Annotated in this window: 12 protein-coding genes and 2 pseudogenes; 4 read left to right on the top strand and 10 right to left on the bottom strand. The window is 52.6% G+C overall.

Going from position 1 to position 14,497, the window contains the following annotated elements:
• Positions 1-315: 315 nt before the first annotated feature.
• From NFS31_RS13425 to NFS31_RS13415, 3 genes are all read left to right on the top strand, one after another.
• Positions 316-480: a hypothetical protein gene (locus tag NFS31_RS13425; RefSeq protein WP_251495831.1), complete on the top strand. Its 165-nt coding sequence runs from the start codon at positions 316-318 to the stop codon at positions 478-480.
• Positions 481-2,391, top strand: a complete 1,911-nt coding sequence (locus NFS31_RS13420) for a recombinase family protein (RefSeq protein WP_251495828.1) — start codon at positions 481-483, stop codon at positions 2,389-2,391. It begins immediately after the preceding gene.
• A gap of 152 nt (positions 2,392-2,543) precedes the next feature.
• On the top strand, positions 2,544-2,984 hold the full coding sequence (locus NFS31_RS13415; RefSeq protein WP_251495825.1) for a hypothetical protein: 441 nt from the start codon (positions 2,544-2,546) through the stop codon (positions 2,982-2,984).
• 551 nt (positions 2,985-3,535) lie between these two features.
• On the opposite strand, the gene NFS31_RS13405 is transcribed toward NFS31_RS13415, so the two are convergent.
• Positions 3,536-5,035: an alanine/glycine:cation symporter family protein gene (locus NFS31_RS13405; protein WP_251495823.1), complete on the bottom strand. Its 1,500-nt coding sequence runs from the start codon at positions 5,033-5,035 to the stop codon at positions 3,536-3,538.
• Between the two features lie 157 nt (positions 5,036-5,192).
• Positions 5,193-5,414: pseudogene (locus NFS31_RS27745) on the bottom strand (DUF6783 domain-containing protein).
• Here NFS31_RS27745 and NFS31_RS27740 point away from each other — a divergent pair.
• Positions 5,352-5,561 (top strand): annotated as a pseudogene (locus NFS31_RS27740) (DUF6783 domain-containing protein); the annotation flags it as partial. The pseudogenes NFS31_RS27745 and NFS31_RS27740 overlap by 63 nt on opposite strands.
• Here the strand turns inward: NFS31_RS27740 and NFS31_RS13400 are convergent.
• The 8 genes from NFS31_RS13400 to NFS31_RS13365 all read right to left on the bottom strand — a co-directional run bounded on the left by NFS31_RS13400 (position 5,547) and on the right by NFS31_RS13365 (position 14,480).
• Complete coding sequence (locus NFS31_RS13400; RefSeq protein WP_251495924.1) at positions 5,547-7,670, bottom strand: RNA degradosome polyphosphate kinase; 2,124 nt, start codon at positions 7,668-7,670, stop codon at positions 5,547-5,549. The pseudogene NFS31_RS27740 and the gene NFS31_RS13400 overlap by 15 nt on opposite strands.
• Before the next feature lie 26 nt (positions 7,671-7,696).
• On the bottom strand, positions 7,697-9,262 hold the full coding sequence (locus tag NFS31_RS13395) for a Ppx/GppA phosphatase family protein (RefSeq protein ID WP_251495820.1): 1,566 nt from the start codon (positions 9,260-9,262) through the stop codon (positions 7,697-7,699).
• Positions 9,263-9,280: 18 nt separating this feature from the next.
• Complete coding sequence (locus NFS31_RS13390) at positions 9,281-10,555, bottom strand: ATP-binding protein (RefSeq protein WP_251495817.1); 1,275 nt, start codon at positions 10,553-10,555, stop codon at positions 9,281-9,283.
• A gap of 35 nt (positions 10,556-10,590) precedes the next feature.
• A complete protein-coding gene (locus NFS31_RS13385; protein WP_251495815.1) occupies positions 10,591-11,718 on the bottom strand; it encodes a bifunctional chorismate mutase/prephenate dehydratase in 1,128 nt (375 codons plus the stop codon).
• Positions 11,684-12,454, bottom strand: a complete 771-nt coding sequence (locus tag NFS31_RS13380) for a lysophospholipid acyltransferase family protein (protein ID WP_251495813.1) — start codon at positions 12,452-12,454, stop codon at positions 11,684-11,686. Before NFS31_RS13380 ends, NFS31_RS13385 begins: the two co-directional genes overlap by 35 nt.
• Positions 12,455-12,533: 79 nt before the next feature.
• Positions 12,534-14,024 carry a cardiolipin synthase gene (gene cls / locus NFS31_RS13375; protein ID WP_251495921.1) on the bottom strand — a complete coding sequence of 497 codons (1,491 nt, stop codon included), beginning with the start codon at positions 14,022-14,024 and terminating at the stop codon, positions 12,534-12,536.
• Between the two features lie 31 nt (positions 14,025-14,055).
• Positions 14,056-14,238 carry a DUF4250 domain-containing protein gene (locus NFS31_RS13370; protein ID WP_251495811.1) on the bottom strand — a complete coding sequence of 61 codons (183 nt, stop codon included), beginning with the start codon at positions 14,236-14,238 and terminating at the stop codon, positions 14,056-14,058.
• Entirely contained in the window at positions 14,235-14,480 is a 246-nt protein-coding gene (locus tag NFS31_RS13365; RefSeq protein WP_251495809.1) for a hypothetical protein, read from the bottom strand. The genes NFS31_RS13370 and NFS31_RS13365 overlap by 4 nt, the downstream gene beginning before the upstream one ends.
• Between the last annotated feature and the right edge of the window lie 17 nt (positions 14,481-14,497).

Raw genomic sequence — 14,497 nt, 5'->3', positions numbered from 1 at the left:
TGCCAGTACAGCATTGCATTAGTTTGCGGGCAAACAGCACTCGCTATCCACGCCCTCTGTACGCCTGAGAAGCTGGCCGTAAACCCCACTACGCCGTCCCTTCGCAGACGCACAGATGACACAAATATCAGGCGTTTTTTACTCGTAAACTAAAGCAATGCTGTACTGGAAAACGTGTTCTTATTAAGATATATCGGCTTAATTTCCCAAACTTTGATAGAATAACAAAAATTAGGAGGATGAAAAAGAAAATAAAAAATCGCGCAAGCAGACAGGCCGCCGCCCATATTCTTATAAAAAACGGGTTCGCAGAGCATGGATCATATACGCATCAAACCGGAAAAAGAAACATCCCATATAATATTCACCCGGGATGAAAAAGCCGTCTTAAGCCAGATTGCCCGGCTGCTTGCCAGCGAAAAATGGATAACGCCCGAAGAGCAGGTCCGCTTCCTTGCGCTTTTAAAGGAGGGAGATTGATTGGCATTGCCCCGCGCTGTCATCTATTGCCGCTGCAGCACAGAAGAAGAAAGCCAGACCGACGCGCTGCGCAAGCAGGTTGCGGAAAGCGAGAACTGTGTCAGAGAGCAGGGGTGGGTGTTGTCTGACCGGTATGTGGAACTCAAAAGCGGCACAACAACAAGAGGACGGGACGAATATAACCGGCTGTTTGAGGATCTGCTGTCTGATAAATTTGATATCATTGTCATCAAAAGCCAGGATCGCTTAATGCGCAATGTAAAAGACTGGTATCTCTTTCTTGACCGGATGTTGAGCCATGAAAAACGTCTGTTCATGTACATAGAGCAGAAATTTTATACAACAGATGACGCCCTGATTACCGGAATCAAAGCAATTTTGGCAGAAGAGTACAGCCGGGAACTGAGTAAGAAAATAAACAACGCCCACCGCAGCCGCCAGAAAAACGGCGGAAAGGCCATGCTGACTTCCAGGACATTTGGCTTTCTCAAGCGGGCGGACGGTTCTGTGGAGGTAATCGAAGAGGAGGCGGCGATCATCCGCAAAATATATGCATACAGCGCCGCCGGATATGGAAGCCGCGCCATTTCCAGCATGTTTTTAGAGCAGGGGTATGTAAAAAGAACCGGAAATCCCCTGACAGCCGCCTGTGTGGCAAGGATCATCCGCAATCCCCTGTACAAAGGAACCATGATTATGAACCGGCGTCACTATGATTTTGAGACGAAAAAAACAGTGAAGATCCCAAAAGAACAATGGATTTACAGGAATAAGGCCGCGCCTGCCATTGTAGACGAGGATTTATGGGCACAGGCAAACCAGGCCATGACGGATCGGGCGGCATATTTTCATCGTCATGAAATTTTCCAAAAGGACGGCCGCACAGGCCAATATGCCTTGTCCGGCAAAATCGTCTGCTGCCAGTGCGGGAAACCCTATTACCGCACATGGAGACATCGTTATGCAGACAGAGAGCATCCGGTGATCGAATGGAAATGCAGCACGTATCTTGAAAAAGGAAGAAGCGATGCGGCCGGACGCGCCGAAATCCGAAAAGAGGCCCCGGGCTTTACCAGTGGATGTGACAACATTCACTTAAATGAAAACACAGTATTGGATTTGCTGAGGCAGATAAGCAGCGGTTACTGTGCTGTCAAAGGACTGGACAAAGAGCGGATTGCGGGACACACTGTGCGGATTCTCAGGGACATACTTGGCGGTATGCCTGCCCGGCAGGCATACGGGAAAGTTAAAAAAGAAGAAAAACGCCTGGAGGCGCAGAAGGATGTTCTTCTGACAAAGCTTCTGAACGGTGTGATCTCCGACAGGGATTACCGGAAAAAGAATGGCGCATTAGAAAAGGAGCTCGCCGGGCTTCAGGCGCAGAAAGATAACTTAAAGCAGCTTGAATGGCAAAGCCGCAGCCCGGAACACAGGATAGAAGCGATTCAGAACCGGCTGGAAAACGGGGGATTCGAGAAAGCGGCCGCCGCCGCAATGCTTGAGGACATCCGTGAGATCCGCGTCCATGAATGGCAGCTTGAACTATGCTTTGACCCCCTGAGGATGAAGAAACTTTCCACGGATGCCGGAGAACTTACAGGATATACGGGGGAATGGATGCCCGGAGATTTTACCCTGTGGTTTAATTATCCTTTTGCCCCGGAAACTGTGAGAGGACGATATTTAGACCGCAGAAGAATCATGGAATTGCTGAGAAACGCGCCTTCCATGACTGCGGGAAAACTGGCAGAGCAGATGGGGCGATCCGCATATATGGTGAGGAATCGTATGAAGGAATTGACAACCGGGGGATACATCCGGTTTAACGGTCGGGGAGGGCGCGGGACATGGGAGATTTTAAGGGAGCTTCCTGATAAAGAGGAAAGTATCCGGGCCGGCGGATTATAGAGATCTGCCTGCCCGGATTTTGTTTCCTTTACAAAATATGGGGAGAGCAGTATAACGAAAGCGGACGGCTGCCAAAGGATAATGTACGCTTGGAAAATCAGCCGCAAAGGCAGATGCGGAGAGACTCCGGGAGTACATGATATAAAAGAAGAATGAAAGCAGTATGGCTCGTTATTTCAATACAGAAGACGTATGCAACATGCAACCCTTCCATTCATTATATGGTAAAACTTGATGACAGATTGAGCAGGATCAAAACGGGGGTTGTGGACCAGGGAAAATATTTCGTCATAAACCGGGGCAGGCAATATGGGAAGGCCACGGCGCTGAAAGCTCTGGCCCAATATCTTAATGAGAATTATTTTGTGATTTCCATGGATTTTCAACTGCTCAGTACGTCCAGCTTTGAAAGTGAACATCAGTTTGCAACTGCATTTGCCGGATATTTTGTACAATGTATAAAAGATGGAAAAAGCTGTGCAGACACACTGAGCCAAGAGATATCCGTTTTAGAAGAAGTGACAGCAGACAGAGAATATGACATGGGAATGAATATAACGAAAGAGGAGAAGAACAGCTCACAGACTATCTGAACTATTTCCGCCAGGAAAAGGGATATATGATCAGCTTTAATTTCAATAAAAAGAAAGAACCTGGAGTGAAGGTGCTCAAACTAAATAAAAAGACCCTTGTGGAGGCGGTTGTCTAAAGACGGAAACCGATACGCAATCGTGTCACTCCGTACCCACGCCTCTTCAAAATGGATATGGTGGTCATGAGCATCGTTATCCTCTGCATCGTATCCGCCCTGCTCTATCAGGCAGTGGCCTGGCTGGAGAAACGCATATAAGCAGGCTGTCCGGCGCTTCCGGCCCTCTGCAGGGGCTGTTTCGGTAAGCTTTCACCGAAAAACAGGGGTACACCCCTCCCATATGCAAGCTGTTCAGCCGAAACTGGCATCAAGCAGGGGATTGGAAAAGTTCTTCCCCTACCCGCCGCGCAGCCCGCATGCTGCTTTGTCAGCAAACTCCCCCTTTGCGGGCCTGTGCATCAAAAGAGGGCGCTCCCGCCCCGGGAACACCCTCTTTCTCATAAAATCACTTTATGTAAACAAACTTCATCAGCATTATCGTAAACCGCCCGCTTATTTATCAGCCGCGATGCGATCCTTGTTGATTTCCTTCCACATCTCCACATCCACACCCTTCCAGGATAACTTATCCGGGTTGTAGTACGGATCCTTCTTGGCCTTCATCTGCTCCTCATAGTCCTTGTAGAGGGCAAAAGCCTTCGGAGACAGCGCAAGCACGATCAGCATGTTGATCCAGGTCGAGCCGCCCAGCGCAAGGTCTGATAAGTTCCATGCAAGGCCGGAGTCAATATTGCCCCAGATAAAGATCAGGATCGGCATGGCAATCTGCATGATGCGGATAACCGTCTTACGGGTCTTCTCCTTATCCTTGCCCTGGAACAGATACAGGGTCGCTGTCTCAGCCTCATAGTAATAGCTGATCAGACAGGTAAAGGAGAACAGCGCGAGCATCACAGCGATGAACAGAGGAGCGATACCGCCAAGCACGGTACGGCAGCCAAGCTGAACGAAGATAACGCCGTTTGTCCCTGACGCCGCCAGATCTGCCAGCTCCGGAGCGCCGGTTCCAACATAACCGAACTGTGTGTTGTAGCAGCCGGTAAGAAGCATCATCAGACCGGATGCGGTACAGACAATAACCGTATCCAGCCATACGCCGGCCGCGTTTGCCATACCCTGTTTCACCGGGTGGCTCGTCTCTGCCGCTGCCGCGGTCGGGGAGGACTCGCCCATACCGGATGCGGACGAGAAGGTGCCTCTCTTAACACCCTGCTGGATCGCGATGCCGACGCCGCCGCCTAAAAGCGCTTCCGTGCTTCCAAACGCGCACTTTACAACCGTGCCGAGCAGGGAAGGAAGCTGGCCGATATTCATCAGTAAAATAATAACCGTTACAATCAGATAAATCGTTACCATAGGCGGAACGATCAGGGACGCAACCGCGCTGATTCTCTTAACGCCGCCGATAACTACAACTGCCATGATAAGGGCTACAACGAGAGCGGAAATCCACATCGGGATACCGATCGCGTTCTTAAAGCCGTCGCAGATCGTGTAGGTCGCCGCCGCCGGCATAAAGCAGGCCACGCCGATACCGAAGAAAGCCGCGAAAAACGCGCCGTAGGCTTTCCATCCAAGACCTCTCTCCGCACAGTAAGCGCCGCCGCCGCGGTACTGGCCGTCTATCTTTGTCTTATAAAGAACAGCCAGCGTACACTCTGTAAAGCACACCGCCGAGTTCGTCATACCGGCTAAAATCATCCAGAACAGAGCGCCCGGGCCGCCCATGTAAAGAGCAACCGCAACGCCTGCAACGTTACCGGTGCCCACACGCATGGCCATGGTGGTACAGAAAGATGCGAATGAGGAAATACCGGATTCGGAATTGCTCTTGTCAATAATACGGCTCCACATATCCTTAAAATGCACGAACTGGAAAAAGCCTAAACGTATTGTAAAAAACAGGCCGCTGCCGAAAATCAGTACCAGCATTCCAACGCCCCAGATAGGACCGTTCAGGATACCGACCAGATTATTAAGTCCATCAAGCATAAAATAAGTTCCCCCTTTTTTCATGATTGTGCCGCGCGCAGACACTGGTTTAAACCAGGTTTTAAACTTTAGTCTATTTTAGCAATTCCTACATGAAAAGTCAAGGAAATATTAAAATCATATAAAGTTTTATACATTTTTTTATAAACTCTGACCGTTATGGGGACAATGTCCAGTAACATTTTAGGCAATCTGAATGGTCAGCAGTTACACTCAACCGTTCAGACGGCCTGAACCAATAGCGCCTAGAGCGTGTTTGAAAAATCATTCCCGCCATCTGCACGCCCCACTTTGCGGCATATTTGTGCCAAATTCACTTAACGCAGCCCACTGCGCCGCGTTCATTTGGCCCAAATCTCCCACAAAGCGGAACGCACATCTGGCAGAAAGCATTTTTCAAACACGCTCTAGTACAGCGGACTATTGCGGAATGTTGTTTATCGTGGGAAGGCTGCCAGTGTTCCGGATACAATTTCCCCTCTCTCCCGTCGGCACGCTATACCCGGACGCCTTAGCTGTCCAGTAAGCTCTCCTGCTCCAGAGGGACAAACACCCTTGCTCTCATGGGATCCTTCATCGTTTCCTCCGCCTTAGCCGCCCTCACCGCCTCCTCACAGAACACCTCCTGTGAATTGATCGGGGCCCGGCCGCGGCGGTCGCGCTTCCCATAGCTCCCGTCCGGGCGCAGGTACTGGGCTTTCACATTATCCGCAAGCTGCACATCGAGAATATGGAGCAGCCGCTCCTTAAGCTCCCCGTCCTCAACCGGGAACAGGATCTCCACACGGCGGTCTAAGTTTCTCGGCATCCAGTCCGCGCTTCCCATAAACACCCTTTTATCTCCCCCGTTCTCAAACAGGAAGATCCGGCTGTGCTCCAGGAAATTCCCCACGATGGACCGCACCGTAATGTGCTCGCTGAGGCCCGGTATGCCCGCCTTCAGGCAGCATATCCCGCGCACGATGAGCTCAATCTGCACGCCCGCGCACGACGCTTCATAGAGGTTTGCAATCATCTCCTTATCGCACAGCGAATTCATCTTGGCCACAATACGGGCCGGCTTCCCCTCCTGCGCATTCCTGATTTCCCGCATGATCAGCCTCTTAAACCTCCCGCGCAGCCACAGAGGCGCAACAGACAGCTTATTCCATCCAAGCGGCTCCGAATACCCGGACAGCATATTGAAGACAGCCGTGGCGTCCTCCCCAATCTGCGGATCACACGTAAATAAGCCGCAGTCCGTATAGAGCTTCGCCGTGGAGTCATTGTAATTCCCGGTTCCCAGATGCACATAGCGCCGGATTCCGTCCTCTTCCTTGCGCACGATCAGGGTGATCTTGCTGTGGGTCTTTAAACCCAGCAGGCCGTAGATGACATGGCAGCCCGCCTTTTCCAGCATCTTGGCCCACAGAATATTGTTTTCCTCGTCAAACCGCGCCTTCAGCTCCACCAGGACTGAAACCTGTTTACCGTTATCCGCCGCCTCCGCCAGCGCCGAAATGATCGGCGAGTTTCCGCTCACGCGGTACAGCGTCTGCTTGATCGCCAGCACCTCGGGATCCCTTGCGGCCCGTTTGATGAAATCCACCACCGGCTGGAAGGTCTCAAAGGGATGTGTGACAAGGATATCCCCCTTGCGGATATTTGTGAAAATATCATCCTCATTCATCAGCGCCGGGACAGGCTGGGGCGTATAGGGCGGCGCCTTGAAGCCCTCAAAGCCCGGAAGACCGTAAACCTTCATCAGCACCGTCAGATCAAGAGGGCCGTCGATCTCATAGATGGACTCATTCCCCACGGAAAGCTCCTTTTTCAGGATGCGCAAAAGCCGCTTATCCGCGTTCGCCTCAATATCCAGCCGGATCACCTCGCCCCACTGGCGTTTTTTCAGCTTTTTCTCGATCTCCTTTAACAGATCCTCCGCCTCGTCCTCATCAATGCTTAAATCCGCATTCCGCATAACGCGGAAGGGATGGCAGGAGATAATATCATAATTCAAAAACAGCTTGTCAATGTTTCGCTCAATAATCTCCTCCAGATAAATGATCGCGGCCGGCCGCGAATCCGGCAGAACCAGCACGCGCGGAAGCACAGACGGAACCTGCACCATGGCAAACTCCAGCTCCTCGTCGCCCTTTTTCTTCTTAACCAGAGCCGCGATATTCAGCGATTTGTTGCGGATCAGGGGAAACGGGCGCGACGAATCCACCGCCATGGGCGTCAGGACCGGGTACACCATTTCCTCAAAATACCGATCCACATACGCGCCCTCCGCCTCGTTTAGCTCCTCATGGCCCGCGACCACCCGCAGGCCGTTATCATGGAGCAGGGGAAGAAGCGCCCTGGAGTACGTCTTATACTGATCCTCAACCAGCGCATGCGTCTTTACGCCGATCGCGTCGAGCTGCTGCTGCGCTGTCATCCCGGCAATGTCCGGCTTATTGTAGCCCGCATGCACCATATCCTTTAATGAAGCGACGCGCACCATAAAGAATTCGTCCAGATTGGAGGCCGTGATGCTTAAAAATTTCAGCCTGTCAAAAAGCGGCGTCGTCTTATCTCTTGCCTCGCCCAGCACCCGGTAATTAAACTCCAGCCAGCTAAGCTCACGATTCACATAATTCTCCGGTTCCATGTATCTCACTTCTGCTTCCGCCACGTCTACGACCTCCGTTTCTGCCTGATTACAGGCCGTATTCCAAATATTTCCTCAAAAAAGTCCGCCTTCTGGTTAAAGGAATACACCTCTGACATCATATTCCCCGCATAGGCGGTCGTCACCACCAGCTCATTGTCCCGGACCGACAGGCGGCAGTCGGCCAGCTTCTGCCTGTGCCCCCGATCCATGGAATTGGCCAGGCGCAGGATCGCCGTCAGCTTGGCAATGACGTTCTTAATCTCCCGGCCGGATTTTGCCGAACCCTCTGACTGCGAGGGATCCGAGCTCAGCTCCACATCATCATAGGCATATTCCTGGATATTATAGCACACCACGTTCGCGACAATCTCCTGCTCTAAGTGAGACAGGCCGATGATCTCCGTGGCCATCACAATCTGATACGAACTCTCCGAGCAGCCGGTGATGCTGATAAACTTCCCGCAGGCATGAAGAATGGCGGCTATCTGCAAAAGCAGCCTCTCCCGCTCGCCCAGGCCGTGGTATTTCTTTGTGGCGTTGAAAATCGCCACCGCCGCGCGCTCCACCTCCTGCGCATGCGCGCCGTGGCACTTATAGCGCTTTGCCATATTGCGCGCTGCGGACAGGATATCGCCTGTAAAATCGTGATGGAACTTGACGAGCTTGTTCTCCTGGCCGTATTCCGCGGCAATGCCGTCGCACAGGCGGATGCCCGGCGTCCATACATTCTCCGCCCCGGTCATATCCAGAAGCGTTTTATAGATAATCGCGCTCGGGACCAGAATCGCCGCGTAATCGTGCTCCAGCTCATAAGCGTCCTCAATCTCATCCAGCGTCATGTGAATCAGCTTTGTGCAGAATTCCTTAAACTGGCCGGCCGTAAAGCGCTCCCTCGTCTTTTCCTTCATCCCGCGCCGCACCATATAGATAATGCTCTCCCCGGTCACAATCAGATTTCGGATCTGACGATCCTTCAGGTACATCTTTTTAAATGTATACAGCTCGCTCTCCACCATCTCCTCGATGATCTCCGGCACCATGCGGTAATTCACCCGCCAGTGCGCCGCCATCTCGCTGATCCGCAAAACGCCCAGCTTTAAGTTCTGTGTCGAAACCAGCGTATCCTTGTCGAACAGGGAAATCTGGGAGCTGCCAAAGCCCACGTCCATAATCGCGGTTCCCGTCTGGACGGTTTTCTGGAATTCCGTATTGCGGGACGCGACCGCCTTATAGCTTAAAAACCGAAGCTCTGAATTGCTTAAAGTCTTTACATTCAGCCCGGTGCGCACGCTGATCTGGTCAAGGACAATCTGGCTGTTCTTTGCCTCGCGCAGCGCGCTGGCCGCGCAGGCGCGGTAATCATCCACCCGATAGGACTTCATCACCTCCGTAAACTTCTTAAGAACCCCGCACATCTCCTCCACCAGCGCGTAGCTCAGCCTGCCGTCATTGTAGGTTTCCTTGCCAAGCACCAGCGTATGGCGCAGGTGATCGATCTCCCGGATCCCGAATTTGGTCGAAATCTCATAGATCCCCATCTCCAGATCAAATGAGCCTACATCAATCGCAGCAAAGGTTTTCATTGCCATACTCCATTACCTCCTGCCTCATTTTCCCAGTAAATATGTGATAAACTGGGCCGCCGTGCGGCCGGATAAGCCCCCGTGGCTTAACTCCCACCGGTTCGCCTCCAGGTAAAGCTCATCCTCCGGCATCGAAATATGATGCCGCTTCGCCAGCGTCCTCACAATCCGCTGGAACTCCTTCTTGTCCGGGGAGCCATAGTATATCGTCACGCCAAAGCGGGACGCCAGAGACAGCTTTTCCTGCACCGTGTCGCTGCTGTGCAGCTCGTCGTCCAGCTCCCGCTTATCGCTGAACTTCTCCCGAATCAGATGACGGCGGTTCGAGGTGGCGTAAATCAGCACATTTTCCGGCTTGATCCCCAGCCCGCCCTCGATCAGCGCCTTTAAATATTTATATTCTGTCTCATGCTCCTCAAATGACAGATCATCCATATAAATAATAAAGCGGTAATTGCGGTCCTTGATTTGCTCCAGCACGTCAAAAAGGCAGCCGAACTGATGCTTATAGACCTCAATCATCCGCAGCCCCCTGTCATAGTACCGGTTCAGGACTGCCTTAATGCTCGACGACTTCCCTGTGCCGCTGTCCCCGAATAACAGAACGTTATTCGCCGCCCGGCCCTCAATAAATGCCTCCGTATTCCCGATCAGCTTCTCCTTCTGCCGCTCATACCCCACCAGATCCTCAAGACGGATACATTCCACACGCGTTACCGGCTCAATCGAAACAGCCCCGCTCCCGTCCGGACGCACGTGAAACGCCTGATTCAGGCCAAACCGCCCCACGCCATATTCCCGGTAAAACTCTGTCACCGCGGCCTGGAATGCCTGTGTGTCCTCTGCCCCGGAAAGGGCCGCGGCAAGCTCCATGATCCGATCCCGGATCCGCCTGTTCAGCACGCGGCTGTTCCCCGCCGGATTCTCAAAATCCGCAAGCTGTCCGAACAAGTTTTCCCCGTCCGCGTCCAGAGCGCCGATGTCGCAGGAAAACACCTCCCTCATCCGCGCAAAATCAAGGGCCGCCAGGCGCTCCAGGCTCCCCCCCGGAGAGCCGGAAATCTCGCAGGCTACGCTGTAGGCGTTCTCATGGGACGCCATACAAAAAGCCAAAAAGCAGCGCCACAGATTCCCGCTGAACCCATAAGCCACTGCCATATCAATCAGCCGCCCGGCGCAGGCGCAGGCATCCCCCGCGCCGCCCGACAAAAGGCCGCACATATCGTCAAATAATTCCTGATACTGCAAATTCCGGTACAAAATCATACGGTTTGCACCGCCCGTCTTCTTCTCTCCCATACCGCTCCTTTTTCGTTTGTGCCTTTCCCTGTCCCTTAATAATTCCCCAGGATCTTCACATTCTTTGCCTCTCTCATAATGCCAAACAACGCGTTCATCACGCCCGCATCCTCCAGATTTCCCTCAATATCCACAAAAAACCGGTACTCCCAGCTCCGCCCCGGGATGGGACGCGACTCGATCATCCTCATATTGACATGATTAAAAATAAAATTGCCCAGGATATTGTAAAGGCTTCCGCTCGTATGCGGCAGCTCAAAGCACAGGCTCAGCTTCTCCGCCCCCTCCCGGTAGACGGGTTCTTTTGAGAGGATCAGAAAACGCGTGGTATTGTCCCTGCTGTTATTGATCGGCCCGGCCAGGGGCTTTAAGCCGTACAGCGCGCCCGCTGTCTCGCTGGCAACAGCCGCCTGTCTCTTATCCCCGTCCTCCTGCACCTTTTTCGCCGCCACCGCATTATTCTCCATGCTCACCTGCCGCCAGCTTCTCCTGGCGTTTAAATACTCCGAGCTCTGCATCAGCGCCTGCGGATGCGCATACACCGTCTCCACATCCTGAAGCTCCGCATCCTGCGTCCCCAGCAGGAAATGGTTCACAGGAATGAAAATCTCTGCCACAATAAAATTCGGGTATCTGACCAGCAGATCATAATTATCCGTCACCGCCCCCGCGGACGAATTTTCAATGGGAAGGACTCCAAAATCGGCCCGGCCTTCCTGCACCTCCTCCATCAGATCCTCAAAACGCTTCACATGATAGATATCTGCGTCCCCGCCGAAAAATCCCATGGCAGCCGCATGCCCGTAAGCCCCAAAAAGCCCCTGGAAAGCAACCCTCTTGCCCTTTATATCCAGCTCTTTTACCGGCCGAAAGCCCAAATCAGGCCGTTTCGTCCGCTCCGCCATCGTCTGGTACTGATACCGGCGGCTTAACGTCATCATCTGGAGGAACAGCTCCCCCACGGCCTGCTTATTAAACGCCCCGTTTGCCATACCGGTCAGGGCTTTTATCTTTTCCGCCTCCCGCTCCGGATCGTAAACAGCCTTTCCAGTGGCAAGCTTATACTCTGCCACCTCCCCGCACAGGCGCATGCGCTCCTCAAAAAGGGACTCCATCTGCGTATCGATTTCATCCAGCTTTATTCTGATTTCCTTCAGATCCATGGCTACTGATCTCCTTCTCCAGCATCTCAATAATAATTTTTCTCGTATAAGTACCGGCAAATTTCCTCTCTTCAGGAGGCAGCTTCTTAATATAAAACGGCGTCCCGAATTCGATCGTCACACGCGACGGACGCATGAACGGAATATGCTTTTCAAAGACATCCGCTGTGCCTGAGATCGCCACAGGGATCACCGGGCATCCCGATTTTTCCGCGATCTTTAAGCTCCCCTCCTTAAACGGAAGAAGCTCAAGGATGTCTTCGCTCCGGTTGCGGGTCCCCTCCGGGAAGATCCAGATAGACACGCCGCGCTTCACCTTCTCAATCCCCTCCAGAATTGCCTTTAAGCCCTCCTTGATGTTCTTCCGGTCTAAGAACAGGCAGTTGACATTCACCATCCAGTCCGACAGGAACGGATACCGCAGCATCTCCTTTTTCGCCACAAATCCCAGTTTTCCCGGAACCGTGGTATAGCCCACCAGAATGTCAAAATAGCTCCTGTGGTTCCCCACATAGAGCACCGGCTGCCCCTTGGGGATATTCTCCATGCCCTTAACCGTCACGGACACGCCCACGACATGCAGGATCAGACGGAACATCTTCCTCACAATCCGCAGGCTCTCCTCCTCCATCTGATTGGGATTCGACTTTGCCAGCTCCTTAAGCCTGTGCAGTTTGCCAACCGAGCCTCCCAGGAATCCAAATAAAATCACTGCCACTACTATAAACCGAAGCATAACGTCTCCTCCTCTTTTTATCGTGTCTATTATATAAAAAGAAGGCGCGTTTTACAAGAGTCAGTTTCGCTTCCCACATCTATAAAAGCGGCGACAAAAGGCGGCAGCACTGCTCCTTAAAGCGGATCAGGAGCCCGCGCTCATTATAATCATCCAGCGTGATTTCACGGCAGCGCGGCAGATCCTTAAGGAATACGTCCTCCAGCCGTTCTGTCGTCCGCTCGTCATAGATCACGGCATTGACCTCAAAATTGAGCTGAAAGCTGCGTATATCCATATTGGCTGTCCCGTAACAGCTCACGCACCCGTCCACTGTCACACCCTTGGCGTGCAGAAAGCCGTTCTCATACGTATAGCATCGGGCCCCTGCTTTTAACAGATCGCCGGCGTAGGAATACGTCGCCCAGTACACAAAGGGGTGATCCGGCTTGCAGGGGATCATCAGGCGCACATCCACGCCGGAGCGCGCCGCGATCTGCAGGGCGGATAAAACGGCGTCATCCGGAATAAAGTACGGCGTCTGGATGTAAATGTGATGGCGGGCCTTGTGAAACAGCTCCAGATAATTATCGCGGATCTGGCGCGTCTGCGTATCCGGCCCGCTGGATATGATCTGGATTCCCACTCCCTCCAGGAGACTGTCCGCAGGCAGGGGAAGGCCCTCTTCCTTAAAATAAGACATATCCCGGAACAGGTTCTCACCGGACGCATAGTTCCAGTCCTGCGCAAAGCGGAGCTGAAGCCCTAAAACAGCCTCGCCGCGCAGCTTTAAATGCGTGTCGCGCCAATAGCCAAACTTCGGATCCTTTGAAATATATTCCTTTCCGATATTAAATCCGCCCACATAGCCGACCCGCCCGTCAATCACCACAATCTTGCGGTGGTTCCGGTAATTGACACGCAGGTTCAGACGGCCTAAAAAGGGGGGGAAGAATACTGCTGTCTTCACGCCGGCCTTTCTAAGGCGTTCCCAGGCCCTCTTAGGCATAAACCGCCCGCCCATGCCGTCATACAGGATCCGGATCTCCACGCCCTGCGCGGCCTTTTTAAGAAGGATCGGAAGCAGGGAGCCAAATACCTCGTCATTTTTAATAATGTAATACTGGATATGGATATAGCGGCTGGCCTTCTCAAGCTCTGCTCTCAAATCCGCGAACTTCTCCACGCCGTCGGTCAGCAGATCCACCCGGTTATTCATCGTCAGCACCGCGCCGGACGTCTCCAGGTTATACACCACCAGATCCGAGTAATAGCCTGCCAGCGTCCCCAAAAGCGCCATATCGCGGCTTTTAATAAACTCCTCCTGGTTGCGCGCCGAATACTTCAGCCGGTCCTCAACCTCCTTGACCCGGAACATCTTGCTCTTCCTGAAATCCTGCTCCAGCAAAAGATAAAACAAAAACCCGAAAACGGGAATAAAATAAAGCGCAAGAAGCCAGGTCCAGACCGCCCTTGGATCATGGCGGCGGAAAAAGACAATCACCACGCAAAGCGCCAGATTAATTGCCCAGATATGGAGCAGAATCCACTGCCACAGCCCGGCCGCCTCGTCAAACACACACGCCAACATCTCCATCCTGCATCACCCCGGCCTTCCGGCCCTACTTAAAACGATTCACCGCCCTGTCATACGCATAGCCGGCCTCTGATAGCTTATCCTCCAGCCCGGCCCGCTCTATCTCAAATTCCCGGCAGAACTCATCCAAATCAGAAAAGCCATCCCGAAGCTGCGTATTCACAAAACTCACGCACATAGCCGGATCCTGCGGAATCTTTTTCATCATTTCTCCTCCTGTTCCTCAAACTCTACTGTTACATAGAATCCCCTGTCATTCTCCTCAATATTCTTCACCACTCCATGATCCGCCTTTAACCTGTCATTCAGCTTAAACAGGCCGGACATGGCCACAGCCGGCTCGATCATATAGTTTACATTAAACGGCGTGACCGACTCCGTAACCTCCACGGTCTGGCCGATCTCTACCAGATTCGGCCGCTCCATCTTAAATACAACCTCCCTGGACATAAGTTCATCCCTCCTGC

The sequence above is a fragment of the Otoolea muris genome, from assembly GCF_943193115.1.
Taxonomy (GTDB): domain Bacteria; phylum Bacillota; class Clostridia; order Lachnospirales; family Lachnospiraceae; genus Otoolea; species Otoolea muris.
This window is presented reverse-complemented; position numbering and strand designations above follow the sequence as displayed.

Bases quoted from the DNA above. Each gene is read 5' to 3' on its own strand.
- NFS31_RS13425 (WP_251495831.1), top strand. From the start codon at position 316: ATGGATCATATACGCATCAAACCGGAAAAAGAAACATCCCATATAATA.
- NFS31_RS13415 (WP_251495825.1), top strand. From the start codon at position 2,544: ATGAAAGCAGTATGGCTCGTTATTTCAATACAGAAGACGTATGCAACA.
- NFS31_RS13405 (WP_251495823.1), bottom strand. From the start codon at position 5,035: ATGCTTGATGGACTTAATAATCTGGTCGGTATCCTGAACGGTCCTATC.
- NFS31_RS13400 (WP_251495924.1), bottom strand. From the start codon at position 7,670: ATGGAACCGGAGAATTATGTGAATCGTGAGCTTAGCTGGCTGGAGTTT.
- NFS31_RS13395 (WP_251495820.1), bottom strand. From the start codon at position 9,262: ATGGCAATGAAAACCTTTGCTGCGATTGATGTAGGCTCATTTGATCTG.
- NFS31_RS13390 (WP_251495817.1), bottom strand. From the start codon at position 10,555: ATGGGAGAGAAGAAGACGGGCGGTGCAAACCGTATGATTTTGTACCGG.
- NFS31_RS13385 (WP_251495815.1), bottom strand. From the start codon at position 11,718: ATGGATCTGAAGGAAATCAGAATAAAGCTGGATGAAATCGATACGCAG.
- NFS31_RS13380 (WP_251495813.1), bottom strand. From the start codon at position 12,454: ATGCTTCGGTTTATAGTAGTGGCAGTGATTTTATTTGGATTCCTGGGA.
- cls (WP_251495921.1), bottom strand. From the start codon at position 14,024: ATGTTGGCGTGTGTGTTTGACGAGGCGGCCGGGCTGTGGCAGTGGATT.
- NFS31_RS13370 (WP_251495811.1), bottom strand. From the start codon at position 14,238: ATGATGAAAAAGATTCCGCAGGATCCGGCTATGTGCGTGAGTTTTGTG.
- NFS31_RS13365 (WP_251495809.1), bottom strand. From the start codon at position 14,480: ATGTCCAGGGAGGTTGTATTTAAGATGGAGCGGCCGAATCTGGTAGAG.